Genomic DNA, 26,059 nt, shown 5'->3' with positions numbered 1-26,059 from the left:
AGGAAATGCATGGCGCAGCCATCAACAGCGCCAGTCATAGACGCCAGCAGGGACAAATCTCGATTTTCACACTGATCAAAAAAACTGCCCGGCCCTGCTGCTTGCCCATGAGCAAGGCCGCGCTGCGCTTTGCCAAAGCAGCCGCTTCAAGCCCCTGATGCAGCCTTGATTCTGGCCATCATTTGCACCATATTCGCCTGCGCATCGGCGCGCACTTTCTGCACATGCGGCCGCCCGGCCAGGCGCGTCAGATAGTCATCCAATTGCAGCGGGGCCAGCAAATCTTCACCGAACTGGATTTTGCAAATCGCGCTGATCAGCGGGAAATGCACCGCAGCGGCGCAATCGGCCAGGGTGAATTGTTCGCCGCCCAGCCAGGGGCTGGCCTTGGGCAGACGGGCGAAGGCGGCGATGTTTTTTTGCAGCGTCTTTTTGACGCGTTCTTTAACTTCATCCGTCGTGCCGGCGCCGAAAAAGGTGGCGGGAATCAATTCGCGCGCCACAATTTCCAGATGCCATTCCATGAAGGTGATCAGCTCGCGCAGCTTGGCGGCGGCAAAAGGATCAGCCGGCATTAAGGGAGGTTGCGGGTAAGCGGCTTCGATGTAGTCGGCGATGACTTGCGATTCGCACAGTGCGCCATGTTCCGTCTTCAAGAAGGGAATCTTGCCCAGCGGCGAGGATTGCAAGACTTCCGCATCGCCATAGGGCCAAACCAGCACTTCTTCAAACGCTACGCCTTTTTCCAGCAAGGCCAGCTTCACTTTGCTGTAGTAGTTACTGACGGAAAAACCATGTAATTGCAACATCATATTCTCCTGGGATTAGCTATGGTGCATGTTTCAAGGGGATGGAACGGTGGCTTGCTTAACGCTGGCTATGGCTCCTTTGTGAATCAAATGGTGTCGGATGCGGCACACCAAATTCTTTTGCCTATCCACCGGCGTCGGACGCCGGCTTATCGCTTCGCGCAAGCCAGCCGGCGCTTATTGCCCGCCGTGCTCGGGCAGGGGTTTGCCGGTGGCTTGCACTATCTGCAGCAGGCGCTGATCAATGAAGGTCAGGAGTTGCGGCGACATGCCCTGGCTGCCGCGCGCTTTCAGATAGGCATCGCGGGCTTGCGCCAGCAAACCTTCAGCTTGCAGGGAAATGCCTAAACCCATCCACCATACGCCATAATCGGGACGCGCCTGCAGCGCGGCGAAAAAATGTTCGATCGCGTCTTTGTGGCGGCGGTCTTTTTGCAGCAACGCGGCTAACAGGCCCTGGTATTCGGGGTCGCGCACGGCCAGCGGCAGGCTGCCGTACAGGCTGTCAATCGCCTGCGCCAGCTGTCCGCTCTCGGCTTTGATGCGCGCCGCCAGCATGGTGTAAGCGGTGTTGCCGGGGTCGATGGCCAAACCGTGTTGCAGGCGCTTGAGGGCATCTTCAGGCCGTCCCTGCGCGCTCAAGATCGAGGCTAAGGACAGGCGTGCTGCGCTGTGGCGTTTGTCAATCAGCAAGGCCGATTCCAGCGCCGCCAGCGCTTCCAGCGATTTGCCGTTTTGCTGTAATTGCGTGGCTTTGCGGTATTCCGCTTCGGCGCGGTTGCTGTCTGAGGCCGGCAGAATTTGCATGCTGCCGGCGCTTTGCGCGGACGCTTTCGGCGCGCTTTTATCCGCCTGGGCGGCGGGCGCGTCTTCGCGCTTGTCGCTGGCGGCCTGGGCGGTTTTGAGTTGCATATCCAGTTTCAAACCCTGCACCAGCGGGGCGGCGACTTCCTGCGGCAATTCGCGTTCTTGCGGCTGGCCTAAGATGGCGGCGCCGGGCAGGCCGTCCAACAATCCGGCCAGACTGCTGCGCGCCGGCGCGCTCGCGCTTTCTTGCGCCGCCGGGGCCGCTGCGGCAGGCCCCGCCCGGGGTGCGCTGGACGCCACATTTGCCACCGGCGCCGGCGCTGCGGCATGGCGTGCGGCAAACAGCCAGTATGCGGCCAGCGCGGCAAACAGCAGCAGGCACAGGAATGGCAGCAAGATGGGGGCCAGACTGCGCCGCAGGGCGCGCCAGCGCGATTGGCGCACCGCATGCGCGGCCTGCCAGGCCGCCGCCGGCGCGCTGGCGGCAGATTGGGCGGACTGCTTGCGCGCATCCAGATCCTGCAGCATTTGATTGATCAAACTCATATCCACCTCAACCAGGCGCGCGGCCAGAAACTATGGCTGGCCGGGGTGTCGGCCACAGCACGCCGCACATGTTGTTTTTGCACCTGTGGCGCGCCCATGCCATACGCCGCCAGCAGGCTTTTATGCGCCAACAGATTGGCCACGCGCGCAATGCCGCGACTGGCGCGCCAGATCGCGTCGGCGGCCCCGCTTTGCATCAGGTGTGGATTGCCGCCGGCGTGCGCGATGCGGTGCGCCAGATAGGCGCGCATTTCATCGCGCGGCATGGCTTGCAAATGATATTGAAAACTGATGCGCTGGGTCAGCTGGCGGATCTCGCGCCGCGCCAGCTTGTGTTCCAGCTCGGGCTGGCCAAACAGCACGATTTGCAACAGCTTGCGTTTTTCGGTTTCCAGATTGGACAACAGGCGCAGCGCTTCCAGCGTGGGCAGCGGCATGCTTTGCGCCTCGTCCATGCACAGCAAGAGGCGCTTGCCCTGCGCCCCCAATTTGAGCAGATGGCTGTTAATGGCTTTGAATAAGAGATGCTGATCGGCGCGCTCCGGCAGTTGCAGGCCGATTTCATCCGCCAGCGCAAACAAGAGGCTGCGCGGGTCCATCATCGGATTCGGAATATACGCGGTGCAATACTGGCTGTGTTGCGGGGCTTGCAGCAGGGACAGCAATTTGCGGCACAAGAGGGTTTTGCCGGCCCCGACTTCGCCTGTGATTTTGACAAAACCCTCGCCCGCATCGCACGCCACCAGCAAGGTGTTCAAAGCTTGCTGGGCGCTGCTGCCGGGGTAAAAAAAAGCGGTGTCCGGGGTGATCCCGAACGGCATTTCCTGCAAGCCGAAATGCGCCAGATACATATCAGGAACCAGCTTTGGCCGGCGTCTGTCCCATACGTTCGAGCTTGTCTATGCTTTGCTGCAAGTCGCGCGAAAAGGCTTCGCCGTTTTTAACAATGCTGGGTTTGATCAAAATCACCAGCTCGCGCTTGGCCGTGCTCTGGCGCGTATTACCAAAGGCTCCGCTCAGCGGCCCCAGCTTGTCGGAACCCGGCAACTGGTCGCGCTCATACACGGCGGACTGGCGCATCAAGCCGCCGATGGCGATGATTTGCCCATCCTGACCGCGCACCACGCTATCGGTTTCCGAGGTGGACGAGGTGGCCAGCGGCAGCGTGAAGACGCCGCTGGAACCCAGATTCACGGTTTTATTCACATTGCTGACCTGGCTCACCGCCGGATGCACATGCAGGGTGACATTGCCGCGATCATCAATTTGCGGCGTGACATCCAACACCACGCCGGAGAAGAACGGGGTCAGGGTGACAGAAGGCGGATTGGTGACGGTGCTGCCATTGGTGTTGGTATTGGTCACGCTGGGCGTGACGCCGGTGACGAAAAATTCATCGGTGCCGATTTTCAGCACCGCTTTTTGATTGTTCAGGGTGGCGATGCGCGGGCTGGACAGCACATGCACCGTGCCTTGCGATTCTAAAAAGGAAATCAGGGCGCCAAAGTTATTGGTTTGAAACGCAATCCCGAACAGGCTGCCCAGCGCCGTGGTGGGGCTGGCCATGCCGCCGCCGGGAATGCTGCCTGGCATGCTGACGGTCAGTCCCATATCGCCGCTGCTGCTCTGCGCGCCTGTGCCCAGTGTGCCGATGGTGCTGCCGGGCGAGATTAAGCCGGCGCTGAAGCGGTTGTCATGTTTACCGCCCAGGCTGGTGAAAGCTGACCAGTTAATTCCGCTTTGATAGCCGTCGTTTAATTGCACTTCTAAAATCTTGGCTTCCAAAATCACCTGGCGCTCGACTGAGAGCTGGGTGGCTTTCAAATATTCTTCCACGCTGCGCAACTCATCCGGCATGGCGCGCACCACCACCACCCCGGATTGCGGGCTGATGGTGACGCTGCGGCCTTCACCCCGGGTCGAGATAATCGCTTGCAGGGTGAACTTGAGTTCGCTCCAGAAATCGGCCACGGTGGCGGTGCTGACGCGGCTGCTTTCGACCGAGCTGCGCTGGCTGCCGCCGTTATTATTGTTGTTGCTGTTATTGCTGTTATTGGCGTTGCTGTTGTTGTTATTTGTGCTGTTATTGTTGTTATTGTTGGAGCTGTTATTGATCGCATCCGACACTGAGCCATTCGCCACGCGCAAATCGGAAGCGCCCAGGCGCGCATGGTTTAAATAATTCACCTGGAAAATGCGGGTTTGCATGGTCAGCGGCTTGATGTAAATCCGGTTGCCTTCGACTTTATAGTCATAGCCATACACTTCGCGAATCGCATCGAGCGCTTCAAACAGGGTCACATCTTTCAGATTGGCCGACAGATTGCCCGCCACATCCGGGTGCACCAGCATGTTGTAGCGGGAGCCGGCCACCACGGCATTGAAAAACTGTTGCGCCGGCACATTGTTCAAGGCCAGCGAAAAACGCTCTTCACGCGGGGCGCGCGCCGCCATCCCGGCCACTGGCGGCAGCAGCGCCTTGCTGACTGCATCCTGTTCCTGTTTGGCTTTTTCCTGGGCCAGCGCGAGTTGCGCGGCCATCTGGCTCATTTCGGCTTTCAATTCGGCGCGCGCGGCGTCGTAGGCTTCGCGCCGCGCCGCCGGCGAGCTGCAAGCGGCCAGAAACAGCCCGGCCAGGCAGAAGACGCCGGCACGCATGGCTGCCGTTTTTCCCGCTTGTTTTGCTGCATGTTTCGCCATGGGTTTTACTCACTCTTGACTGATTGGGATTGCGCTGGTGCGCGTTTTGCATCGGTGGTTTTGCGCTTACCGGAGCCGGCTGCGATTTTTTGCACATCCGGATACATATTCAGCAGCACTTTCTGATTGCCGCGCAATAAAACCACTTGTTGTTCATGGATCTGCAGCAGCTTGGCGTCTTGCACCATCTGGCCCACGCGATAGGTCTGGCCGTTGATGATGACCAATTCGCGGCCCGGCGCGCGCAAGACCGATTCCAGGCGCAAGCCGTCCTGCTCTGCAGCGCCGGGGCTGGCGTCCGCCTTGCCGGACTGAAACTGCGGCGGTGGCCGGGTCGGGTCGGGCAAGACCTCGCTTTGGGCGGCTGCCTGTCCCGCCGCGCAAAGCAGCAGGCACAGACAGGACAGGCGCCAGGATTTCATAATGTCAGCCATTTCTGATCCAGACTCAAGGTATAGACGCGCAAGCGCAAGGTGCAGCGCGGATGCTCGTCCACCTGCAGGCGCGCCTGGCTCCAATACAGGCGATTCGGCAATTTTTCCAGGGCTTGCAGATAGCGCATCAAATCGGCATAGGCGCCGCTTAATTCCAATTCCAATTCATGTTGATAGATGCGCGGCAGATCCGGGGCCGGCGCAGCGGCCTGTTGCGTTGCCGCCTTGGCGGCGATTTGCGATGGCAGATTGGCGTCGGCCCCGCCGGGCAGCAGTTTGGCGGCGTTTTGCACCGCTTCTTGCTGCGCCGCCGCCAGCGCTTGCTCAACCTTGCCGCTGCCCTGCCCTTTGAGCACATGCTCGCGCATGGCGCGCTCGCGCGCCAGGGCCGGATCGTCCGGCGCGGGCGCGGCTTCTTCATGCATGGCGCCGTCGGCATGAATGCGCATCGTGCGCAAAGGCAGGCTGCGCATGCTGCGCAATTGCACTTGCTGGTGTTCGCGCAAGAGGTTTTGCAAGAGGCCTGGCACGCTTTCCGCCGCCACCAGGAATTGCTGGCGGGTTTGCAAATCCTGCTGCAGGCGCGCGATTTGCTGCTGGATGTCTTGTTCGCGCGCGCGCAGGGCGATATTCGGATCTTTGGCGGCCTTGCTCAAACGCGCATTGATTTCATCGACAGCCGCCGAGATTTGCTTATTGTCATTGTCGAGCTGGTTTTTGAGGGCGGCCTGATTTTTATCAAACGGCAGCATCAGCAGATTCGCCACGCCATAGAAAAAAGCCAGCAGCGCGGCAAAAATCAACATTCTTTCACGCTGGCTCATGGCGTCCACTTTTTGCAGCATGAGCTGCCAGCGCTGGCGCAGTTGCATCATACCGCGCCTCCTTTCAAGCTGAATTCAACCCAGGGCGCCGGACGCGGGGCCGGCGTTTTCTCCACCTTCGCCCGCACCGGAGCGGGGGCCGGCGCCGGCGGGGCGGCTGGCGCTGCGCTTTGATTCAGTGCGCTGTTTAAGCGTCCGAGCAGTTGCTGGGCGTTCAGCGCGCCGCCTGGCAATAAATCCTGCGCCGCCGGGCTGCTTGGGGCCGCTGGCGCGGCGGCGGGCGCGACAGGCGCCTCCTCCTGCAGCTGAGCGCTGAGCATGGGCCGCTCAAGATGCACCGTTTGCAGGCTCTTGCCGCGCAATACCGGTTCGGCATTGAGCTTGCCCAGCCACTGCGCCACCAATTCCGGCTGCAGCGCGCGGCCATACAATTCCAGGCAACAGCTTTGGCTATCGATCAAAAAGCCGGTCAGCCACAAGCCTTCCAGGTGCTGGCGCGCAAACGCTTGCAGATAGCGCGAATAGCCTTCGGTATTGCCGCGCTGGCCGTTACTGAGCCAGTTTTGCATCTGTTGCAAGCCCTGCAAGCGCTGTTCCATGCCCTGCACCCTGGTTTGCAATTGCTGGCTCAATTCCGGCGGCGGGGCGGCGGCTTGCAGCGCAGTCAGGCGCTCTTGCAAGCCTTTTAATTGTTTCGCGGCGGCGGCCTGCCGTTGCAATAATTCCTGCTCCCGCCAGACTTGCCAGCCCAGCAAAAGCATGACCACCAGCGCCAGCAAAGCGGCGGTCTGCAACATCATGCGGGTGGAAAATTGTTGCCGCGCCGGCAACAGCGCAGGATTGAACAGATTGATCTGACGCATCAGTCCGTGCCCTCCTCCAGGCGCAAGGCAGCGCCCAGCACTTGGAAATAGCGTTGTTGCATAGCAGCGTCTTTCAATGAGGGCACATGGCCGCAATCCAGAATATCTTGCAAATCCAGCCACTCGACCGGCAGATACAGATTGCTCGCCAGATAGTTAAACAGGCTTTGCCCTGCTTCCGGCAAGGGCGCAAGCATGAGCCGGGACAGATTCATGAAGTGGTATTGGCGGTCGAAATGGTCCAGCGAGCGTTGCAATTCGAGTGTGATGCGCTCCAGGATGGCGGCGCGCTCTTCGCTGTCGCGGTGTTCCAGGGTGTACAGGCGGACATCGATGCGGCGCGTCAAATACAAATCGCCGCCATGGCTGATGGTCAGCAAGCCGCCCTCATCATCAAAAGAAAGCAAGGCCAGCGCGCTTCCCTGCGGTTCGACCAGAGCCGCCAGGTTGCGTTGCGCCAATTCGGGAATGTCGATCGTGCGCAAGCCGGTTTTCGCTTGCACGAAGAGGTTTTGATGCTCGGTGATCAGGGTGTTGCGCGCGGCCACCACAAACACCTGGGCGCGTTCGCCGCCCTGTTTATCCTGCGGCAGCGGCAAGAGGTCGAAGGTGGCCATATCGACCGGATAATCAATCATGTCTTTCAAGCGCCAGCGCAAGGCGCCTTTCAATTCTTCGGCCTGCACTTGCGGCGCATCCAGCAGCAGGATCTGGTATTCGCCATTGGCCAGCAGACTGGTGCAGTGATGACGCTCGATTTGCAATTGGCGCGTCAATTCTTCCAGCGCGGCGGCGCGCGCTTCGCGCACCGGGCGCGCGCTGCCGCCTTCAAATTCGACGGTTTGCACCAGCCTGACCTTGGGCTTATGTCCCGGTATCCGCTTAATGCAGGCGGCGCGCACGGCGTCGGCGGCGAAGCCTATCGCCATCCAACCTGATCGCTTTCTGTTTGCTGAAAAGAAACGCATGCCATGTCCACGGTAAAGGTGCGCCTTGGGCGCAATCTTGCATTCTCGACGATTCTACAGGGAAATTCCGCTGTGACACGGCTTTGCCTGCTTGCCTGATGGGCAAATGTTGGTGTTTGGCATCTTTATTCCGGCGTCATCGGCGTTTGCCAATAGCGCTGGCGGCTGGCGCGCTGGCTGTGCATGCGCCAGCCGGCGGCGTCAAGCTGGAGCAGCAGCGCGCCTTCGCGATCGGTGCGCGCGCGCCATATGCCCAATTCCGCATAGCGCTGCCAGACATCGGCGCGCGGATGGCGGTAGCGGTTATGCCAGCCAACTTGAAACAATGCCAATTCCGGCTGCACCGCTTGCAAAAACGGCACACTGGATGAAGTGCCGCTGCCATGATGCGGCGCCAGCAGGATGGCGGCGCGCAGCGGAGCGCCCCTGGCCAGCAAATGCGCTTCCTGCGCCGCCTCGATATCGCCGGCCAGCAACAGCGCCGGCGCCTGCGCGTGGCTGATTTTCAAAACGCAGCTGCGCGCATTGCTGCGGCTGGCGTTGGCGAATGTCGGATCGGGATGCAAGATGGCAAAGCGCCAGCCATCCCATTCCCATTCCTGGCCGGCGCGGCAGGGAATGTGCGGCAGCGCCTGGGCCGCCGCGCTTTGCCGCAAAGCGTGCTGCGGATCCAGGCTGGAGCGCCACCAGCCAAGGCGCACGCCCTGCATCAGACTGGCGGCCCCGCCGGCATGGTCGGCGTCGGCATGGCTGATCATCATGCCATCGAGCGCGCTGATGCCGCGCGCCTGCAGATAGGGCAAAAGAATTTGCTGTCCGGCATCGCTGCCTGAAGGATAGGCCGGGCCGCTGTCATATAACATTCTGTGGCGCTCAGTTTCGATCAGGAGCGCAGTGCCCTGCCCCACATCCAGCGCAGTGAGCCAGAGCGCGCCGGGGGCGGGATGGGCGGCTGGCTGCAATACCAGCGGCAACATCGCCGCCAGCGCGCACAGACGGGCGCGCCAGAGCGGCAAAAACAGGAACAGCAACCCCACGCTGGCGCAGGCGAAGGCAGGCCAGCCGGCTTGCGGCAGGCGCCAGGGCGGCAACACGCTGTGCATCTGCGCCACCAGCGCGGCCAGTGCTTGCAGCAGCCAGTGTGCGGCTTGCAGCAAGGCCGCGCCGCATGCCTCCGGCAGGAAAGTCAGGCTGGCCGCCCCCAGCAGCGCCAGCGGCGTCACGCCCAGGCTGATGAGTGGAATCGCCAGCGCATTGGCGAAGGGACTGAGCAAAGAAATCTGGGCAAACAGCAAGACGCTAAGCGGCAGCAAGCCGAAAGTCACCGCGCCTTGCGCGCGCGCCTCTTGGCGCAGCCGCACCCAGGCCTGACGGCGCCAGCTGGCCATTTCAGTCAGCCGCTCTTGCGCATCGCGCCGGCGGCCACTGCCGGCATACAGCAGCAGCGCGACCGCGCCGAAAGAGAGCCAAAAACCGGCAGACAGCACCGCCCAGGGATCGGGCAGCAAAACCGCCAGCAAGGCCCAGGCCAAGACCACGGAAATGGGCAGATTGCGCCACAGCATGCGGCACAGGGTGGCAGCAATCAGCATATACAAGGTGCGCAAAGCGGGCGCTTCGGCCCCGGCCAGCAAGACATAGCCGGCCGCCGCCAGACAGCCGCAAACGGCGGCCACATACGGCGCCGGCCAGTACAGCGGCAGACTGGCGCGGGTGAAAAAAGAATGCCGCCAGAGCCAGCCGGCCAGTGCGCCGCACAAGGCCGCCAACATCGTGATATGCAAGCCGGAGATGGAAAGCAAATGGCCGATGCCGGCGGCATTAAACAGCTGCCAGTCGCTATGCGCAATCGCGCGCTGCTCGCCAATCACCAGCGCCACCAGCACCCCGGCATAGGGCGCGCCGGGCAGCGCCTGCAAGATGCGGCTGCGCAAGTCTTCGCGCCAGCGCGCCAGACGCGCCCCCGGGCCGCCGGCCTGCGCCGCCAGGCGTTGCGGCTGGCAATCGGGCGCGCTTTTGCGCGCCGGCACAACCTGCCCGCCGCCCTGCAGATTTTGCGCAAAAGCCCAAGCTTCATAATCAAAACCAGCAGGATTGGCGTGCCCATGCGGAGCGCCGATGCGCAGACAAAAGCGCCAGCGTTCCGCCGCATGCGCCACTGGCGCGCGATCGCTGCTTTCTTCTTTATGCCAGCCCAGATACAGGCGTTGCTGCGGACTGAGGACTTGTCCCGGATCGGGCGTGAAAATGAATTGCAGGCCCAGCGGGGTTTGATGCGGCAGGCTGCTGATCACGCCGCTTAACACCACATCGCGCCGCTCCCATTGTGCGCCAAGGCGCGCTTGCAGCCGCTCTTGCGCACAATATGCGGCCCAGACCCAACCGCCCAGGCCGCCGGCCAGCAGAGAGGCGGCGGCGCACAGCATGGCGGCGCGGGCCAACTGCCGGCGCGCGCGCAGACGCCGCGCCAGCCAGACGCAGGCCAGGGCCAGCCCCAGCAGCGCGCCGCCATACAGCGCAGTCTGGCCCCAGGATGGCAGCCGCGCCAACTGTTGCAAACCACAGACCCCAAGCAAAAATCCGGCGCAAAAACTGCGCATGCCCGCCTCCCGCAATCCTGTTTGCTGCATGGTGCGGGCAGCAAGGTTTGCGGGCAAGCGGCTGTGGCGTTTTTTGCTGCAGTTCTTGCGCTCAGGCAAAAACGGCGCGCCGCAATGACTTCAGCGCGGCGCGGCCTGCCCTGTCAGGCGTTGCCGCAGGCGCGGCAGAACCTGGCAGACATTTTCACTGGTTTGCGCCGCCACCTGCTCCAGCGGCGCAGCGCGCAATTGCGCCAGCACGGCGCCGATGCGCGCACATTGCGCCGGCGTATTCGGCCCGCTGCCGCCATGTCTGGCGTGCAACCATTCGGGTGGAATGTCGGGTGCGTCGGTTTCCAGCACCAGGGCGCTTAAGGGCAATTCCACGGCCAGACGGCGGATTTGCAAGGCGCGCGGATACGTCATCGCCCCGCCCATGCCCAGCTTGCAACCGAGGGCGATGAATTGCTGCGCCTGCTGCAAGCTGCCATTGAAAGCATGGGCGATGCCGCCCGGCGGGGTGATGCGGCGCAATTGCGCCAGAATCTGATCTTGTGAACGGCGCACATGCAAGAGCACCGGCAAGCCGAATTCACGCGCCAATTTCAGCTGGGCTTGAAAGAAATACAACTGCCGTTCGCGCATTTCCGGGCTGCATAAGGCCGGTTCAAAAAAATCCAGGCCGATTTCACCGACGCCGGCAAAAGCGGCATCCGCCAGCGCGGCGCGGATTTGATCGCGCAAAAAGTGCAGATCGTCTTCATGCGCGCGGCCAACATACAGGGGATGGATGCCAAGGGTGTAGGCGCACTGCGGCACATCCTGCGCCAAGGCGGCGCAGGCGGCGAAATTGGCGCGCTCGACCGCCGGAATCAAAACCCCGCCCACCCCCGCCGCCAAGGCCTGCTGCGCCAGCGTGCGCCCGGCGCCGGCGAATTCCGGCGCATCCAAATGGCAATGACTGTCAATCCACATCCACATCTCCCGGTTGCGTCCCATTATAGCGCCGACGCCTCCCCCGCTTGACGGCGCTGGCCCCTTGCCGCCGTCCGTCAAACTGGCGATACTGATTCTGTTTGCAGCGCATATGGAGCGGAGGCTGGCATGACTGTGTATTGCTTAAGCGAAACCAGGAAAATGTTATTAGCATTGAAACTGTTCAAGGGTATGCAGGATGAACAGTTGGCGATTTTGCTCGATCATGCCGAATTGATTGATTACATGGCGGCGGACTACATCATTCGCGAAGGCGAACAGGGCCAGCATTTATTTGTCATCATCGCCGGCCAGGTGGATATCTGCAAACGGGTGCACGGCGCGCAGAAAGTGATACAACGTCTGGGGCCGGGCGAGGCGTTTGGCGAGATGTCCCTGATTGAATGCCGCGCCCGCTGCGCCTCAGTACGCGCCGCCACCCCCTGCAAAGCGCTGCGCATCGATGGCGGCTGCCTGGACAAATTGCCCGACATCGCCTTGCGCATCTACCGCAATATCGCGATTTTGTTATCGCAGCGCTTGCGCCAGGCGAATGAAATTATTGCCCTGTCACGCTGAGCCGGCCACTTGATGCAAGTGTTTTTTATCAGTCAATGGCTCACATAGACAGCATCGCATCATCTATCACGATTGCTCAACGATGCCGCAGCGAACACATTTCCCATCTGAACATGCCAATATCCCCCCCATATTGTTTCAGTGATTATTATTCACAAATCTGATGAATGATATTCACGATTCAAATTTTCATGATATGCCGAGCAATTGCTCCATTTTCTGTTGACAGTCATCCACCGCAAAATTAGCATAGCTGCAGCTCACAAATTGTTGCAAACAATCAAGTTTGCGGCGGCAAAGGGGTTTGCCATTGTGCTGCGTTTTTTCCGCCGGCTTGGGAGGCTGACGCGAAAACCTGTTTTTCATACGACAAGAACGATACGGAGACGACATGAATCAATTGGCTCGCATTTTGCGCGGCACGCTCGCGCTTTGCCTGTTTTCCAGCTTAAGCGCGCAGGCGGCAAATTACACTTTATGGATTAATGGCCGCACCGGCGGCGGCGCAGTCGGCAATTACAATAGCTGGACATATTGGGGGCCGGGCACAACCGCCGCCGGGATTAATAAGAAATCCGTGAATTGGGATGGCTATAACAGTATTTCCAGCCAAAGCAGCAAAATCCGCGATGCGCTGGATTGTTTTTGCACCGGCGCCAATTGGTGTTATATCGCCACCCACAGCGCCGGCAATTTAATGCTGGGCTATAACCTGGCCAATTATGGCGGCAGCGCGCGTTATAAGAAAAACGCCACGCCGAATAGCGCCGGCCAATGCGGCAACAGCGACGGCACAACCCAAACCGGCTGGAATATCAAATGGGTGCGCAACGCCTCAGGCGCCTCGGGTGGCTCGGAATTGTCTGATTACGGTTCCTGGAGCACCTCGGAGCCGCTGGTGAAGGATTTGAAAACCACCACCGCGCGCGCCCTGTATGACCACAACAACACCCGCAATATCTGGTTTTATATGTATGCCGGCGCCAGCGGCACCTTGTATTCCAGCATTTTGCCGGGCCAGGATGATGAAGCGGTGGCCTATCACAGCACCGGCGGCGTGGCTGGCAGCAGCGGCACATCGCTGGGCAATCCTGCCGACTGGCTGAGCAATGATTTATCGCTTGGCACAGCCGCAAATGAAGGCGGTTCGGTAAAATGGTCGTATCACTCCGTCACTTTCCGCGATGATAACGAAGCCTACAACCATTATGCGAATGGGGCCTGGGGCGGCATTATCTCGGTAGTGCGCAACGCCATGGTCAACTACGCCAAATAGGAATGAAACACGACTTCAACTTAGGGCGTGTTGACAATTAACAGCACTTTGGATGGGAATTTTCAAAAAAAGCTGTTAACTTTTTGCCACTTGTGTTTACATTCTTGTTTTTGGGCAAAACAGAATGGCACGGATGATGTTACGGGACGATCAGTGGGCAAGAATTGAAGCCTTGGTACCAGGAAAGGTTGGCGATAGAGGCAGAACAGGCGTGAATAATCGGCTGTTTGTGGAAGCTGTTTTATGGATAGCAAAGACAGGCAGCCCGTGGCGGGATTTGCCTGCTGAATTTGGCCCATGGAACAGCGTCTATGTGAGGTTTGCGCGTTGGTCGGATAAGCAGGTATGGCACAAAATCTTTGCCGTGCTACGCGAGGACGCGGACTTTGAGGAAGTTTTTCTTGATAGCACTATCGTGCGGGCGCATCAGCATGCAGCAGGAGCCGCAAAAAAAAGGGGCCGCAATCCATTGGCCGGTCTCGTGGGGGATTAACCACCAAGATTCATGCTTGCGTTGAGGGCTTGGGCAATTTGGTTCAGTTCATCCTGACAGGCGGAGAAGTTCACGATATAACCCAGGCAACCGCGTTACTCAATGACGTCGCGCCACAAGCGGTGCTGGCAGATAAAGCCTATGATGCCAACACACTGATTGATTGCATTGAGGGAAAAAATGCCAAGGTCGTGATTCCACCAAAGGCGAACCGGAAAGAACAGCGGGATTATGATCAGTTCCAATATCGAAACCGCAATCTCATTGAGCGCTTTTTCGCCAAAATTAAGCAATTTCGACGGATCGCTACCCGCTACGACAAACTGGATACCCGTTTCTCTTCGTTTGTAACCTTGGCGGCATCAATGATATGGTTGAAATAAATGTCAACACACCCTAGACACCGACGGCGCGCAGCCCAGTCTGCTGCGCCGTTACTGGCCGCTGGGTCTGGGCGCGCTTGTGCTGTTGGGCGGCATGCTGCTGTGGCGCCATGCCGAGCAGCAAGAGGCGATGCAAGGCCAGGCTGACTGGGTGAATCAGGCCACCGGCAAAACCGCTGCGGCGCCAGCCGGCGCAGCGGCGCATGCGCGGCAGGCGCCCGCGCCGCAGCCGCTGCCTGCAGGCGTGGCGCCGGACAGTCATGCGGCGCGGGTGATTCTGGCCAAACAGCAATTGGCCTTGGCCGAGCACACGTATCAAAGCTACCGCGAAGGCACGCGCTACCCGCAAAACTCGCGTCCGATTGAAGAACATCCTGACCAGATCTGGCCCAACCGCCCGGTGGAAGACAGTCACGCCATGCGGCAAAAAGATGGGAAGACCCATCCCACGATCACTCTGAAAACCACGCAAAACCGGATTTTTGTCGGGGCCGGCGAACATCTGCTTCTGAGCATGCAGGCGCAAGGCAAAGATGGCAAACGTCTGCCCCTGTTTGTGACGCGGGCGCAGGCGCAGGCGCTGCCGAATTCCGGCAGCCCGGCCGGACGCGGCAGCGCCGCCCTGCCCTCGGCCAGCCTGCAATTTGCCGACAATGGCATGCAGGGCGATTTGCAAGCCGGCGACAATATCGTCAGCGCCAGCCTGACGCCTGCCAACAGCGCGTTCGCCAGCTGGCATGGCGCGGTGCGCATCGAAGTGCAATATCAGGCCGGCGATCAGGCCGGCTCAGTCAATTTTGATTTCATCCACACGCCGCAAGCGCCGGCGCAATGGAGCGGCGGGGTGCGGGAAACGCTGGCGGATGGCAGCCTGAATTTCTACCTGAAAGCGCGCGTGCGTGAAGGCGGGCGTTACCTGATTGCGGGACGGGTGGATGACGCCAGCGGCAAACCGGTGGCGCTGCTGAGCTTTAATGATGTGCTGGCGCCGGGCGAACAGGAAGTCCGGCTGCAATTGTTTGGCCGCCTGCTGCGCGATCGCAAGCCGGTGTTTCCACTCACTTTGCGCGATGTCGATGGTTATATCCTGTATGAAAACGCCGACCCCGACCGCGCTATGATGCCGCGCCTCATCGGCATCGCCCACACCAGCAAGAAATACAGTCTTGAGCAATTTTCTGAAGCCGAATGGAGCAGCGAGCAACGCGAGCGCTATTTAACGGAATATGCGGCGGACGTGGAGCGCGCCAAACAGGACTTGCAGAACTTGCAAAAAAACGGCCAGTAAGAACACAGAGTAAGGCAGCCCATGGTTTACACTTGCGTGCATAGCAAAGCTTAGGCACGCACATGAAAACCAAAACGCTGCTTTACCTGATTGCCGCCGGCGTGATACTGGCCGTCGGCTTGGCTGTTTTTTCCATTTACCATCAATACCGCACACCCGCAGCGACTGCGCCAGCCAGCGCCGCCGCCACAAGCGCCAGCCCCGCCGCGCCTGCGCCGGCGGCGCAACTGATTCCGGCCTCACGCGAGTTACTGGCGAATTACCGCAAAATCATTGTCCTGCTGGCCGAAGATAAAGGCCAGAACCAGGCCGCGCAGCAGCAGGCGCGCAGCATCGGCCAGGCGATTTTTCATGACAATCAAAACCGCCGCAACCAGCTTGAGCAGCTCTTACAGCAAATTGCTGCCGGCAATCACGCCAAACGCCATGAAGAATTGAGCCAATGGCTGGATTTTGTCGAAAGCGACCCGGATTTATTCGACGCAGACCGCTTGGCGTTTCGCGAATTGCTGGTCAGCTTGCAAGCCGCCATGACGCGCGACTCGGCCCTGGCCGGCATCAAGCTGCATAAGCGCATTGGCGAGGATTTGGATGCGCTGGCGGAAATTGAGCGCAATTACGAAAAAGAAATTCAGCAGATTTTCAGCCAGCTCGGCACGCGCAGCATTGAACTCAAGCGCGAGCGCTGGGAGGATTATCTGGCCAAATTGCGCAAGCTGTATCAGCGCGAGCAAATCATGAAGGAATACGGCTATATCCAAGCCTATCCGCAGCCGGTGGGAAAAAACGATGGCACGGAAATTCTGGGTACGGAATTACCGCCGAAAACCGTGGTGCTGACCTTTGACGACGGCCCGCACCGCCGCTACAGCGACGAAATTGCGGCGATTTTGAAACAATACAGCGTGCCGGCGGTGTTTTTTTCTGTCGGGCGCAATATCGGTCAGTATGACAAAGGCGCAGCCAAACTCGAAGCCGGGGCCGACGTCAGCCGCCGCTTGCGCGCCGCCGGGCATGCGCTGGCCAATCACAGCTACACCCATGCCCAGCTGGCGAAAACCAGCGGCGAGACGCTCAAAGCAGAAATCTTAAATACTGACAATTTATTGAAAGCAGTCGATAAGGAACGCGCCCCGCTGTTCCGCTTTCCCTATGGCGCCAGGAATGGCGAAGGGATGCAAATGTTAAGCGAAGCCAAACTCACTTCCGTGATGTGGAATATTGATTCGCTGGACTGGGCCGACCCGGTGCCGGAATCAATTGTGGAGCGGGTGTTCCGCACCCTGGAAAAGGAAAAGCGCGGCATCATCCTGTTTCACGATATTCACGAACGCACCGTCAAGGCCCTGCCCAAAATCCTGCAGCGTTTAAGCGCCGAAGGCTATGCCTTCGCGGCCTGGGATGGGAATGGATTTAAAGTGGTCAAGGGCACGCCGGGCGAAGAGAAAAACAAGGTGGTGGTGGATTCCGGCTATAGCAACTCCTGGGCTTTATTGATCGGGATTGATGATTATGCGAAATGGCCCAAGCTGCATTACGCGGTGCGCGACACTGAGGCGATGCGGCAAACCCTGATTGAGAAATTCGGCTTTGCGCCTGAGCATGTGATCACGCTGACAAACGGCGCCGCCACGCGCAATGGGATTCTGGCGGCGTTTCATGAGCGCTTGCAACACAGCGCAAAAAAGAATGACCGCATTTTTGTGTTTTACGCCGGCCACGGGGCCACGGTGAAACTGAGTTCGGGACGCGATCTGGGCTATATCATTCCGGCTGACGCCGATCCGAAACAAGTGGCGGCGGAAGCGATTCCGATGACGGAAATCCAAAATATCGCCGAAAGCCTGTCAGCACGGCATGTGCTGTTTGTGATGGACGCCTGTTACAGCGGGCTGGGTTTGACGCGAGGCGCCGGCAATCCGAATTTTCTGCGTGAAAACGCCAAACGTCTGGGCCGGCAAATGCTGACCGCCGGCGGGGCCGATCAGTTGGTGGCCGATGGCGGGCCGAATGGCCATTCGGTGTTCACCTGGGCCTTGTTGCAGGGCATGCAGGGCAAGGCCGATTTGAATGGGGACGGGTTGATCACCGCCACCGAACTGGCGGCCTGGGTCGCACCTTCGGTCTCGGCGGTATCGCAACAAACCCCGGCGTTTGGCAGCCTGCCCGGCTCGGAAGGCGGCGATTTCATTTTTGAATTGCCATCCGAAACAGAATTCATCAGCCCGCAGACCGCGCAATTAAGCAATGATGCGATTGCCTTGAACAGCAAGCTGGCGGCAGCGCGTCCGGCCCCCGCGCTGACGGCCGCCAGCGCGCCGGCGGCGGTGACGGAAACGGCGATCAAGCCGACGCAAAAACCGGCCCCGGTACTGGTCAAAGATTTGCATGGCGGCGAGCAAAAAATCACCCCGCCCAGCGCAATTCCCAGCAATAACCGTCAGCTGGCGCAACGCGCCAATGATCGCGGTCTGCAACTCTTCAAGGAAAAACAATACGCCAAAGCAGAGCTGGAATTCACCGAAGCCTTGAAACTGCGCCCGGATTTTTCGCAAGCCGCCAACAACCTCGGTTTTTCCTTCTACAAGCAGGATAAATACCTGGAAGCGGCGCGCTGGTATGAAAAAGCGCTGCAAATGGACCCTTCGCGCGCGATTGCCTGGCTGAATCTGGGGGATGCGCTGGCCAAGGCGGAACAAAAAGACAAGGCCAGAAAAGCCTATCAAACCTATCTGGAGCTGGCCCCCAAATCCGCTGCCGCCGGCTATGTCACATCACAATTGGAAAAACTGGGGGCATGAGAGCGATGGAAATCCCGCGTGAAGCCCAGATCAATGCCATCCTGAATCAAAGCGTCAGCGATCTGCTGCAGCAATATTGTTTTGGCTCCTGGCTTGTGCTGCGCAAAAATTGGACTGTCGGCATGAATGAGATTGTGTGCGCAGCCAAGCCTGGCGGGCTGGCGCGTTTTGTCAGAAAACCGGGCGCAGGCGAAGGTTTTCTGTTGCTGGAAGATGGCAATGGCTACGCGGTGTGCTATATCGAACGCGGCCAAGTGAGCGAGCGCCGGCACTTCACCGATCTGGAAGCGGCTTTTCGCTGCTGGCTGGAAAAGACGATGCAAAGCATGACCTTGCCTGTCCTGCCCTAAGCATGTTGTCAAGCCTCGCCAGCCGCACCACCCCTTACGGCGGACGCATATTACAAGTCAACCATGCCGGCGAACATGGCGCGATTCAAATTTATGCCGCGCAAATCGCCATCGCACGCTGGCGCGCGCCAGCTTTAGTGGCGCAGCTGCAGCAATTCCGCGCACATGAATTGCGCCATCGCGATATCTTCGCTGCAGAATTGCGCCGGCGCGGCATAGCGCGCTGCCGCAGCTATGCTTTGTGCGGCATCGGCGGCTATCTCTTGGGCCTCATCAGCGGCGTATGCGGCCCGGCGGCAATCGCCGCCACCACAGTGGCGGTGGAAGCGGTGGTGCTGCATCATTTGCAGCATCAAATGCGCACCTTGCAAGGGACAGATGAGATGGCATTGGCGGCAGTCAGCGCGATTGTGGCGGACGAACAGCGCCATCATGACGAGGCGGCATTGCATGAGCAAGCCGGGGCTTTCTGGCCCACCATCTTCAAACCGCTGGTGCGTATAGCGACAGAAAGCGTGATTTGGCTGGGGATGCGTTTATAGGGCGGATCAGGAAAGCAGCATCTGAAACCAGCAATATTTGACAAAAACGCGGTGCGGTTGAATACGGCAAGGCGGGGGAAGATAGAGAAACTGGCCTGCCCAGCAGGAATCGAACCTGCGACCCTCGGCTTAGAAGGCCGATGCTCTATCCGACTGAGCTATGGGCAGTATCTGCATGAAGGATGCTGCAAGGCGTAAATCATAGCATGTGGCAAGCGTCTTGCGCTTTGATGCATGCAGTGAATATCGTGCTGCGGCAATAAAAAACGGGCGCAAAGCCCGTTTTTTGAAATTGGTCGGAGTACAAGGATTCGAACCTTGGACCCCCTGCTCCCAAAGCAGGTGCGCTACCAGACTGCGCCACACTCCGAAAACACAAATCTTACGCGGACTGCTGCAATGCGTCAAGCGTAATCCAGGATTTCCCGGATTTTTTATGCTTTTTGAATCAAAACAGCATGTGTGCGGCAAAATTTCAACGCGCCATGCTGATATTTTCACAAGCTCAAGGGTTGCACGGCGTATGTCGCCAGAATATTGATTGAGACAATATAGCGGGGATAAAGCGCTGACCACAAATGAGCGTCGAAAACCCGGGGCAAATGGCCAATCATCGGCCGCAGATCGGCATCGCTGTTGGCATGCAGGCCCCGATGCAAGCGCGCCAGCGCTGTCAAGCCTAAAAAAGGGGCATACCCAAGATATGCCCCCTTCCCTGCTTAAGCCGCCAGCTTCACATCACTTACCGTGAAATTCGCGCACCTGCTTGAACAGATAATGCCCGTCCGGCAGGATTTTGACTTCCATGTCGAGTGACAGAGGTTTGTTTTTATCTTGCCACACGGTGTTGCAATTGCCGTTCGGGTAGTAAGACGGCTTGGCCTTGCAGTACGCAACTTCGATCTTGCGGGCGATTTCCACAATCTCAGTCATTTGCTTGACCGTCAGCACCGTGGCGCTGCGCACCGGGTCTGTCACGGTCGGTTTGGCGTAGCGGGTGGTGGTGAAACGCGGCGGGCGGGTGGCGTCGGAGAAGGCGGCAATCGTGTATTCCGAGATCGTGCCCGGGGTCGGATTGGTCACCAGGTTTTCACCCACCTGGGTCGAGAGCGAATAGCCATACACATCGCTGCCCAGTACGCGCGTCACCAAAACCATATTCGCGGCTTCATCGCCATACGAAGGATTGACCGCAATGCCCATGCCGGCGCTGGCGTGATCCAAGCGCGCATAGCTGCGCTCCACCAGGGCGCGCGGATTCCACAAGCTGGCGTACACCGCCTTGATGCCGCATTGCACAGTCTTGGGTTTGACTTTGAGCTTGGTGATCACGCCGTTTGCGCTTTCTGCTTCCACCACGCAAGACATGTCCGCATTGTCAACTTTCTCCGGTTCAATCGAAAAACTGTCATACAAACCGGCGCCATTGAAGTTGGCCACGTCTTCCGAGGTGGCGCTGGAGCGGAATTTGAACTTGCTCACGCCCGGGCTGGCGGCAGCCAGCCGGGTTTTGACGTTTTCCACCAAACCGGCCGGCAGCGTGGCTTTGTAAAACAGCGCCTGTACTTGCGCCGCCATGCTGTTGCGTTCCGCCGGGGACAGTGCGCCGCCTTTTTCAGCGGCGATCAGGGCGTCCACTTTGCTCTTCAAGGCGGCATTCGCCGGCAGCGCCAGCATGTCGCGGTAATACTGCACCGGAATGCCGATGCCGCTCGGGCTTACATCGTAGCCGGCGGCAGCGCTGATTGTGCCGCTTTGGTTGGCGCGGCCCAGGGCTTTGACCAAAAAGGCCAGGCCGCTGGATTTGCCGCCATAGCGTTTGGACGGTTCAAAACAGCTGCTGGCGGTGCTGCACAGCACATCAAAACTTTGCACCCGGCTTTCATTCACCTGCGGCAAGGGAGTCCAGGGTTTATTCAGTTTTTGCGCCAATTTGGCGGCCACGATTTCCGCTGTGCTGGCTTCGATTTTCCAGCCTTGCGGGCCGACCACCAGATGCACCGGCTTATCGGCCCAGGCGGCCAGAGCCGGATGTTGCAAACTGGCGTCGCGCAACACCATATTCGGCGTTTGCCGTTCTTTGGATTTTAAATTGACGTGCGAATTAATATCCTGATAGGCCTTGGTGATGACGCCGGCCACCACTGATAAATCAAGCGGCAACTCGTCAAATACCGGGATGTCGGTCGGGCGCAGATTGTCCACGTTTTGCGGGAATAAGCGCAAATAACCCCAGGCTTCGCCGGCATTCAAGCCGATGTATTGAATATTGCCCAGCACCTGATCAATCGTGAACAATTCAATCCCCAGCGCTTGCGCTTGGGCTTGAATCGTGGCGAAAGTTTGTTGCGGGCCGGTGGCGATGAAAATCAGCTTGGCGTTGGGAATCGCAAAGCCGGCTTTGATGGTTTTGAGCGCATCCAGCAAGCTGGCTTCGGCTACCACATCATCCGGATAAAACTGCACCGCATAGCTGGGGCTGGCGGCGTCGCCCAGGGTGTAAGTCTGCAGCGTGCCGGCGTAAAAACGTTTGTTTTGCGCAAAATACGTGCTGTTATTAAAGGTGGCGACATCATCGCCGATGTTGTGCCGCACTTTGGCGAAATCGTAGTGATATTTCGCATAATTCGGGATATAGCCGCCGCTGCTGTAATTGCCATTGATAAAACTCAGGCTGCGTTTGGCCGGGTTGCGGTTGTCGATCAAAAATTTCACCGAGCGGCCCGTGGCGCTTAAAACGCCGCCGCTTTTGGCGAATTGATTGAATGTGCTTGCGGAATAGAGGCTTCCGGCGTAATACGGGCTGGCGACAGCGGCTTGCGGCGTATTGATCGCTTGCGCGGCGGGGCCTTTGGCAAAGGGGTTGGCCAAGGCGTCTTGTTGTGCTGCTTGCGCCGGCGCTTGGGTAAATGCCAGCAGCAAAGCCCCGTGCAGGGCCAGTTTCGAGAATTGCATAGATTTTTTTATGAGTGACGGGTTGGGGTTGTTTGCCTCAAGCAGCGCGGATAGCGCGGCGACGCGGCACAAAGCCGGAGAATGCGATGGGCTGCGCTTGAGGGCCGCGCATATTACCCAAATGCAACAATGAATGCCAATTCAGAAAATGAATGACATGTATCACGGAAATCGATAGCGTCAGGATGAGGCCGCAAAAACCATCGTTTGCCTGGTCTGGCTTACAACTTCTTTAACACGCAGCTGGCAAAGGACACCCGGCCAGATCTTCGGGGTATCTGCACGAAGAAATATTTCGCCGCCGGTGATAGATGAGGAATTACTGTAAAAGCAACATCAGCACCCTGCAATACAGCGCTGGCGCCAAAGACAGGAAAATCAACAAACCGCCTGCCGCTTTCAATCCCCCGTGCAGCCCTGCCCTTGCTCGCATATAATTCCCACCTTGACAGGAGCAGATCATGGCCATCATCATCAAAAACGAAGAAGACATCGCCGGCATGCGTTTGGCAGGCCGCTTAGCCTCGGAAGTGCTGGATTTCATCACCCCCTACGTCCAGCCCGGCATCAGCACCGGCGAAATCGACCGCCTCTGCCATGAATTCATGGTCAATGTGCAGGGTACGATTCCCGCCCCCTTGAATTACTGCCCGCCCGGCTACACGCCCTACCCGAAAGCGATTTGCACATCAGTCAACGATGTGATCTGCCACGGCATTCCGGGCGATAAAGTGCTTAAAAACGGCGATGTGTTAAATATCGACATCACCGTCATCAAAAACGGCTATCACGGCGACACCAGCCGCATGTTTTACATCGGCGCGCCGTCCATTCTGGCCAAGCGTTTAACCGAAGTCACCTATGAATGCATGTGGCTTGGCATACAAAAAGTCAAACCCGGCGCCACGCTGGGCGATATCGGCAGCGCGATTCAACTCCACGCCGAAAAAGCCGGTTATTCGGTGGTGCGCGAATTTTGCGGCCACGGCATCGGCAAGGGTTTCCATGAAGAGCCGCAAATTCTGCACTACGGCAAACCGAACAGCGGGCCGAAGCTGCAAGCCGGCATGATTTTCACGATTGAGCCGATGATCAACGCCGGCCGCCGTGAGATCCGCGAAATGAGCGACGGCTGGACCATCAAAACCCGCGACCGCAGCCTGTCCGCCCAATGGGAACACACCGTGCTGGTGACCGAACACGGCTACGAAGTGTTGACCGTCTCAGCGGGCAGCCCGCCGCCGCCGGCTTTTGTCAAGCCGGTCGAGCACGCCGCCGCCGAAACCGCCGCCGCCTGAGATGCCAGACTGCGCCAGTCTCACCAGCACCCTGCGCGAACAGATCAAGGCTGATCGCAAGGCCGTGATCGCGGCTTTTGAGCAGGATGGCAAACCGGAAAAGCTGTTGCGTCACCTGCGCCAGAATGTGGACGCGGTTTTGCAACAGCTGTGGCAGGCTTGCGCGCTGCCGCCGGAATTGGCCCTGGTCGGGGTCGGCGGTTACGGGCGCGGTGAGCTGTTTCCCTATTCCGATGTCGATTTACTGATTCTGTTGCCAGCCCCGCCTGACGCTGCGCTGACAGAAAAGCTGGAAGCCCTGGTGCAAAGTCTGTGGGATTTGGGGCTGGATATCGGGCACTCGATCCGCACCCCGCAAGAATGCATTACCGAAGCCGCCGCCGATATCACGGTGCAAACCAGCTTATTGGAAGCGCGCCTGGTGTGCGGCAATGCAGCCCTGCTGCAAGCCATGCAACAACTGTTTTACGCCGCCCTGAACCCGCAAGCCTTTTATCAGGCCAAGATGATGGAAATGCGGCAGCGCCATCAAAAATACGAAGACACCGCCTTCAGCTTAGAGCCGAATTGCAAAGAAAGCCCGGGCGGTTTGCGTGATTTGCAAGTGATTTTATGGGTCGCCAAGGCGGCAGGGCTGGGGCATTCCTGGCGCGAGTTGGCGCAGCGCGGCTTGATCACCTATGTTGAAGCGCGCCAGCTGATGGAAAAAGAGCGCGCCTTTAAAGATATCCGGGTGCGCCTGCACATCCATTGCAAACGGCGCGAAGACCGCCTGGTGTTTGATGTGCAGACCGCGATCGCCAAAACCTTTGGCCTGCAAGACAGCGGCGAAGGCATGCAGGGGCGGCGCGCGAGTGAATTTTTAATGCAGCGCTATTACTGGGCCGCACGCGTGGTGACGCAGCTCAATGCAATCATGTTGCAAAGTCTGCAAAGCCTGCTGTTTCCGCAAGCCGCCAACACGATCGCCATCAATGCGCGCTTTAATGACAATAATGGCGTGATTGATATCACGCATGAAGATGTGTTCCAGCTGCACCCCTCGGCTTTGCTGGAAGTGTTTTTATTGCTCTCGCAACACCCCGAACTCAAGGGCATGAGCGCGCGCACGCTGCGCGCAATGTGGCATGCACGCCATAAAATCGACCATGAATTCCGCCAGGATGCGGCGAACAAGCAATTATTCCTGCAGATTCTGCAAGCCCCGCGCGGCATCACCCACGCCATGCGGCGCATGAATCAATTCGGCATTTTGGGACGCTACCTGCCCAGTTTCCGCCACATCATCGGGCAGATGCAGCATGATTTATTCCACGTCTATACGGTGGACCAGCATATCTTGATGGTGGTGCGCAATGTGCGCCGCTTCACCATGACCGAACATGCGCATGAATATCCGTTTTGCAGCCAGTTGATGGCGAATTTCCCGCAAGCCTGGCTGATTTATGTCGGGGCCTTGTTTCACGATATCGCCAAAGGACGTGGCGGCGACCACTCGAAACTGGGCATGGCGGATGCGGAACAGTTTTGCCGCGAACATGGCTTGTCGGATGCCGATACCGGCCTGGTGGTGTTTTTAGTGGAACACCATCTGACCATGAGCCAGGTGGCGCAAAAGCGCGATTTATCCGACCCGGATGTGATCGCCAATTTCGCCGCCATCGTCAAAGACGAGCGCCATCTGACCGCGCTGTATTTGCTGACAGTGGCCGATATCCGTGGCACCAGTCCCAAGGTGTGGAATGCCTGGAAAGGCAAGCTGCTGGAAGACTTGTACCGCATCACCCTGCGCGTGCTGGGCGGCGAGCAGCCTTCCACCGATCACGAATTGAAAAACCGCCAGGAAGAAGCGCTCAAAACGCTGCGCCTGTACGGCTTGCCGGCCCATGCCCATGACGCGCTGTGGAAACAACTCGACGTGGCGTATTTTTTACGCCATGACGCCTCTGACATCGCCTGGCAGACCCGCACCCTGTATGACAAACTCGACAGTGAGGCGCCGGTGGTCAAATGCCGCCTGGCGCCAATCGGCGAGGGTTTGCAAGTGGCGGTGTATGCGCAGGACAAGCAGGATTTATTCGCCCGCATCTGCAGTTATTTTGACCGTAAAAATTTCAGTATCCTCGACGCCAAGATTCACACCACGCGTCATGGCTATGCGCTGGACACGTTTTTAGTGACAGAGCAAACATTCGCCAACAGCTATCGCGACATCATCACCCTGATCGAGCATGAGTTGTGCGAATTGATACAATCCGACGCGCCCTTGCCGGCGCCGACCAAGGCGCGCTTATCGCGCCTGTCACGCAACTTCCCTATCACCCCCGCCGTGTATTTGCGCCCTGATGAGCGCGGCCAATATTGGCTGCTCTCGATTTCGGCGAATGACCGCACCGGTCTGCTGTATTCGATCGCCAATGTCATGAACAAATACAAGGTGAACCTGCATACCGCCAAAGTCATGACTTTGGGAGAACGGGTGGAGGATGTGTTTTTGATTGATGGCGTGATTTTGAATAACAGCCGCAACCAGATGCAATTCGAGACCGAATTACTGAGCGTGCTCAAAGTCTGACCCTTTTTTTGGAT

General features: G+C 58.8%; 20 protein-coding genes and 2 tRNA genes. 9 read left to right on the top strand and 13 right to left on the bottom strand.

Annotation, left to right across the window (positions count from 1 at the left end):
* Window positions 1-146: 146 nt before the first annotated feature.
* From V8J88_RS06825 to V8J88_RS06780, 10 genes are all read right to left on the bottom strand, one after another.
* On the bottom strand, window positions 147-809 hold the full coding sequence (locus V8J88_RS06825; protein ID WP_338849842.1) for a glutathione S-transferase: 663 nt from the start codon (window positions 807-809) through the stop codon (window positions 147-149).
* A gap of 177 nt (window positions 810-986) precedes the next feature.
* The gene (locus V8J88_RS06820; RefSeq protein WP_338848609.1) at window positions 987-2,162 is read right to left on the bottom strand and encodes a tetratricopeptide repeat protein; all 1,176 of its coding nucleotides are present in this window, start codon (window positions 2,160-2,162) and stop codon (window positions 987-989) included.
* Window positions 2,159-3,013: an AAA family ATPase gene (locus tag V8J88_RS06815; RefSeq protein ID WP_338848608.1), complete on the bottom strand. Its 855-nt coding sequence runs from the start codon at window positions 3,011-3,013 to the stop codon at window positions 2,159-2,161. The genes V8J88_RS06820 and V8J88_RS06815 overlap by 4 nt, the downstream gene beginning before the upstream one ends.
* Before the next feature lies 1 nt (window position 3,014).
* Window positions 3,015-4,820, bottom strand: a complete 1,806-nt coding sequence (locus tag V8J88_RS06810; RefSeq protein WP_338848607.1) for a secretin N-terminal domain-containing protein — start codon at window positions 4,818-4,820, stop codon at window positions 3,015-3,017.
* A 47-nt stretch (window positions 4,821-4,867) separates the two neighbouring features.
* Entirely contained in the window at window positions 4,868-5,296 is a 429-nt protein-coding gene (locus V8J88_RS06805) for an MSHA biogenesis protein MshK (protein ID WP_338848606.1), read from the bottom strand.
* Window positions 5,281-6,171, bottom strand: a complete 891-nt coding sequence (locus V8J88_RS06800; protein WP_338848605.1) for a hypothetical protein — start codon at window positions 6,169-6,171, stop codon at window positions 5,281-5,283. Before V8J88_RS06800 ends, V8J88_RS06805 begins: the two co-directional genes overlap by 16 nt.
* Window positions 6,168-6,983: a hypothetical protein gene (locus tag V8J88_RS06795; protein WP_338848604.1), complete on the bottom strand. Its 816-nt coding sequence runs from the start codon at window positions 6,981-6,983 to the stop codon at window positions 6,168-6,170. Before V8J88_RS06795 ends, V8J88_RS06800 begins: the two co-directional genes overlap by 4 nt.
* Window positions 6,983-7,912: an agglutinin biogenesis protein MshI gene (locus tag V8J88_RS06790; protein WP_338848603.1), complete on the bottom strand. Its 930-nt coding sequence runs from the start codon at window positions 7,910-7,912 to the stop codon at window positions 6,983-6,985. Before V8J88_RS06790 ends, V8J88_RS06795 begins: the two co-directional genes overlap by 1 nt.
* Window positions 7,913-8,076: 164 nt before the next feature.
* Entirely contained in the window at window positions 8,077-10,551 is a 2,475-nt protein-coding gene (locus V8J88_RS06785; protein WP_338848602.1) for a DNA internalization-related competence protein ComEC/Rec2, read from the bottom strand.
* Between the two features lie 120 nt (window positions 10,552-10,671).
* Window positions 10,672-11,505, bottom strand: coding sequence for a TatD family hydrolase (locus V8J88_RS06780; protein WP_338848601.1), 834 nt, complete (start codon window positions 11,503-11,505; stop codon window positions 10,672-10,674).
* Between the two features lie 162 nt (window positions 11,506-11,667).
* Here V8J88_RS06780 and V8J88_RS06775 point away from each other — a divergent pair, with 162 nt between their 5' ends.
* From V8J88_RS06775 to V8J88_RS06745, 7 genes are all read left to right on the top strand, one after another.
* Entirely contained in the window at window positions 11,668-12,084 is a 417-nt protein-coding gene (locus tag V8J88_RS06775; RefSeq protein ID WP_338848600.1) for a cyclic nucleotide-binding domain-containing protein, read from the top strand.
* Window positions 12,085-12,475: 391 nt separating this feature from the next.
* Window positions 12,476-13,360 (top strand): hypothetical protein, encoded by an 885-nt coding sequence (locus tag V8J88_RS06770; RefSeq protein ID WP_338848599.1) that lies wholly within the window; start codon window positions 12,476-12,478, stop codon window positions 13,358-13,360.
* A gap of 124 nt (window positions 13,361-13,484) precedes the next feature.
* Window positions 13,485-14,236, top strand: a protein-coding gene (locus V8J88_RS06765; protein WP_338846097.1) for an IS5 family transposase whose coding sequence is annotated in 2 segments (ribosomal slippage) — window positions 13,485-13,815 and window positions 13,815-14,236 — 753 coding nt in all. Because the reading frame shifts where the segments join, the coding sequence is not laid out codon by codon here.
* A 94-nt stretch (window positions 14,237-14,330) separates the two neighbouring features.
* Window positions 14,331-15,524 carry a hypothetical protein gene (locus V8J88_RS06760; protein ID WP_338848598.1) on the top strand — a complete coding sequence of 398 codons (1,194 nt, stop codon included), beginning with the start codon at window positions 14,331-14,333 and terminating at the stop codon, window positions 15,522-15,524.
* Window positions 15,525-15,586: 62 nt separating this feature from the next.
* A complete protein-coding gene (locus V8J88_RS06755) occupies window positions 15,587-18,325 on the top strand; it encodes a polysaccharide deacetylase family protein (protein ID WP_338848597.1) in 2,739 nt (912 codons plus the stop codon).
* Between the two features lie 5 nt (window positions 18,326-18,330).
* Window positions 18,331-18,675 carry a hypothetical protein gene (locus tag V8J88_RS06750; protein ID WP_338848596.1) on the top strand — a complete coding sequence of 115 codons (345 nt, stop codon included), beginning with the start codon at window positions 18,331-18,333 and terminating at the stop codon, window positions 18,673-18,675.
* 2 nt (window positions 18,676-18,677) lie between these two features.
* Window positions 18,678-19,217: a demethoxyubiquinone hydroxylase family protein gene (locus tag V8J88_RS06745; protein WP_338848594.1), complete on the top strand. Its 540-nt coding sequence runs from the start codon at window positions 18,678-18,680 to the stop codon at window positions 19,215-19,217.
* A 91-nt stretch (window positions 19,218-19,308) separates the two neighbouring features.
* Here V8J88_RS06745 and V8J88_RS06740 read toward each other — a convergent pair.
* From V8J88_RS06740 to V8J88_RS06730, 3 genes are all read right to left on the bottom strand, one after another.
* Window positions 19,309-19,385: transfer RNA gene (locus V8J88_RS06740), tRNA-Arg, on the bottom strand.
* 125 nt (window positions 19,386-19,510) lie between these two features.
* Window positions 19,511-19,587, bottom strand: a tRNA-Pro gene (locus tag V8J88_RS06735).
* Between the two features lie 368 nt (window positions 19,588-19,955).
* The gene (locus V8J88_RS06730) at window positions 19,956-22,172 is read right to left on the bottom strand and encodes a PEP/pyruvate-binding domain-containing protein (RefSeq protein WP_338848593.1); all 2,217 of its coding nucleotides are present in this window, start codon (window positions 22,170-22,172) and stop codon (window positions 19,956-19,958) included.
* A gap of 461 nt (window positions 22,173-22,633) precedes the next feature.
* Here V8J88_RS06730 and map point away from each other — a divergent pair, with 461 nt between their 5' ends.
* Together map and V8J88_RS06720 are read left to right on the top strand one after the other, a co-directional pair.
* The gene (gene map, locus V8J88_RS06725) at window positions 22,634-23,470 is read left to right on the top strand and encodes a type I methionyl aminopeptidase (protein WP_338848591.1); all 837 of its coding nucleotides are present in this window, start codon (window positions 22,634-22,636) and stop codon (window positions 23,468-23,470) included.
* A gap of 1 nt (window position 23,471) precedes the next feature.
* On the top strand, window positions 23,472-26,045 hold the full coding sequence (locus tag V8J88_RS06720; protein ID WP_338848590.1) for a [protein-PII] uridylyltransferase: 2,574 nt from the start codon (window positions 23,472-23,474) through the stop codon (window positions 26,043-26,045).
* Window positions 26,046-26,059: the final 14 nt, after the last annotated feature.

Source organism: Massilia sp. W12, from assembly GCF_037300705.1.
Taxonomy (GTDB): Bacteria; Pseudomonadota; Gammaproteobacteria; order Burkholderiales; family Burkholderiaceae_D; genus JACPVY01.
Note: the sequence above shows the minus strand (reverse complement) of the source record. Positions and strands in the feature narration are given on the sequence as shown.

Bases quoted from the DNA above. Each gene is read 5' to 3' on its own strand.
- V8J88_RS06790 (WP_338848603.1), bottom strand. From the start codon at position 7,912: ATGGCGATAGGCTTCGCCGCCGACGCCGTGCGCGCCGCCTGCATTAAG.
- V8J88_RS06805 (WP_338848606.1), bottom strand. From the start codon at position 5,296: ATGGCTGACATTATGAAATCCTGGCGCCTGTCCTGTCTGTGCCTGCTG.
- V8J88_RS06815 (WP_338848608.1), bottom strand. From the start codon at position 3,013: ATGTATCTGGCGCATTTCGGCTTGCAGGAAATGCCGTTCGGGATCACC.
- V8J88_RS06775 (WP_338848600.1), top strand. From the start codon at position 11,668: ATGTTATTAGCATTGAAACTGTTCAAGGGTATGCAGGATGAACAGTTG.
- map (WP_338848591.1), top strand. From the start codon at position 22,634: ATGGCCATCATCATCAAAAACGAAGAAGACATCGCCGGCATGCGTTTG.
- V8J88_RS06785 (WP_338848602.1), bottom strand. From the start codon at position 10,551: ATGCGCAGTTTTTGCGCCGGATTTTTGCTTGGGGTCTGTGGTTTGCAA.
- V8J88_RS06820 (WP_338848609.1), bottom strand. From the start codon at position 2,162: ATGAGTTTGATCAATCAAATGCTGCAGGATCTGGATGCGCGCAAGCAG.
- V8J88_RS06750 (WP_338848596.1), top strand. From the start codon at position 18,331: ATGGAAATCCCGCGTGAAGCCCAGATCAATGCCATCCTGAATCAAAGC.
- V8J88_RS06760 (WP_338848598.1), top strand. From the start codon at position 14,331: ATGCTGCTGTGGCGCCATGCCGAGCAGCAAGAGGCGATGCAAGGCCAG.
- V8J88_RS06825 (WP_338849842.1), bottom strand. From the start codon at position 809: ATGTTGCAATTACATGGTTTTTCCGTCAGTAACTACTACAGCAAAGTG.
- V8J88_RS06745 (WP_338848594.1), top strand. From the start codon at position 18,678: ATGTTGTCAAGCCTCGCCAGCCGCACCACCCCTTACGGCGGACGCATA.
- V8J88_RS06795 (WP_338848604.1), bottom strand. From the start codon at position 6,983: ATGCGTCAGATCAATCTGTTCAATCCTGCGCTGTTGCCGGCGCGGCAA.
- V8J88_RS06780 (WP_338848601.1), bottom strand. From the start codon at position 11,505: ATGTGGATTGACAGTCATTGCCATTTGGATGCGCCGGAATTCGCCGGC.
- V8J88_RS06800 (WP_338848605.1), bottom strand. From the start codon at position 6,171: ATGATGCAACTGCGCCAGCGCTGGCAGCTCATGCTGCAAAAAGTGGAC.
- V8J88_RS06770 (WP_338848599.1), top strand. From the start codon at position 12,476: ATGAATCAATTGGCTCGCATTTTGCGCGGCACGCTCGCGCTTTGCCTG.
- V8J88_RS06755 (WP_338848597.1), top strand. From the start codon at position 15,587: ATGAAAACCAAAACGCTGCTTTACCTGATTGCCGCCGGCGTGATACTG.
- V8J88_RS06720 (WP_338848590.1), top strand. From the start codon at position 23,472: ATGCCAGACTGCGCCAGTCTCACCAGCACCCTGCGCGAACAGATCAAG.
- V8J88_RS06810 (WP_338848607.1), bottom strand. From the start codon at position 4,820: ATGCGTGCCGGCGTCTTCTGCCTGGCCGGGCTGTTTCTGGCCGCTTGC.
- V8J88_RS06730 (WP_338848593.1), bottom strand. From the start codon at position 22,172: ATGCAATTCTCGAAACTGGCCCTGCACGGGGCTTTGCTGCTGGCATTT.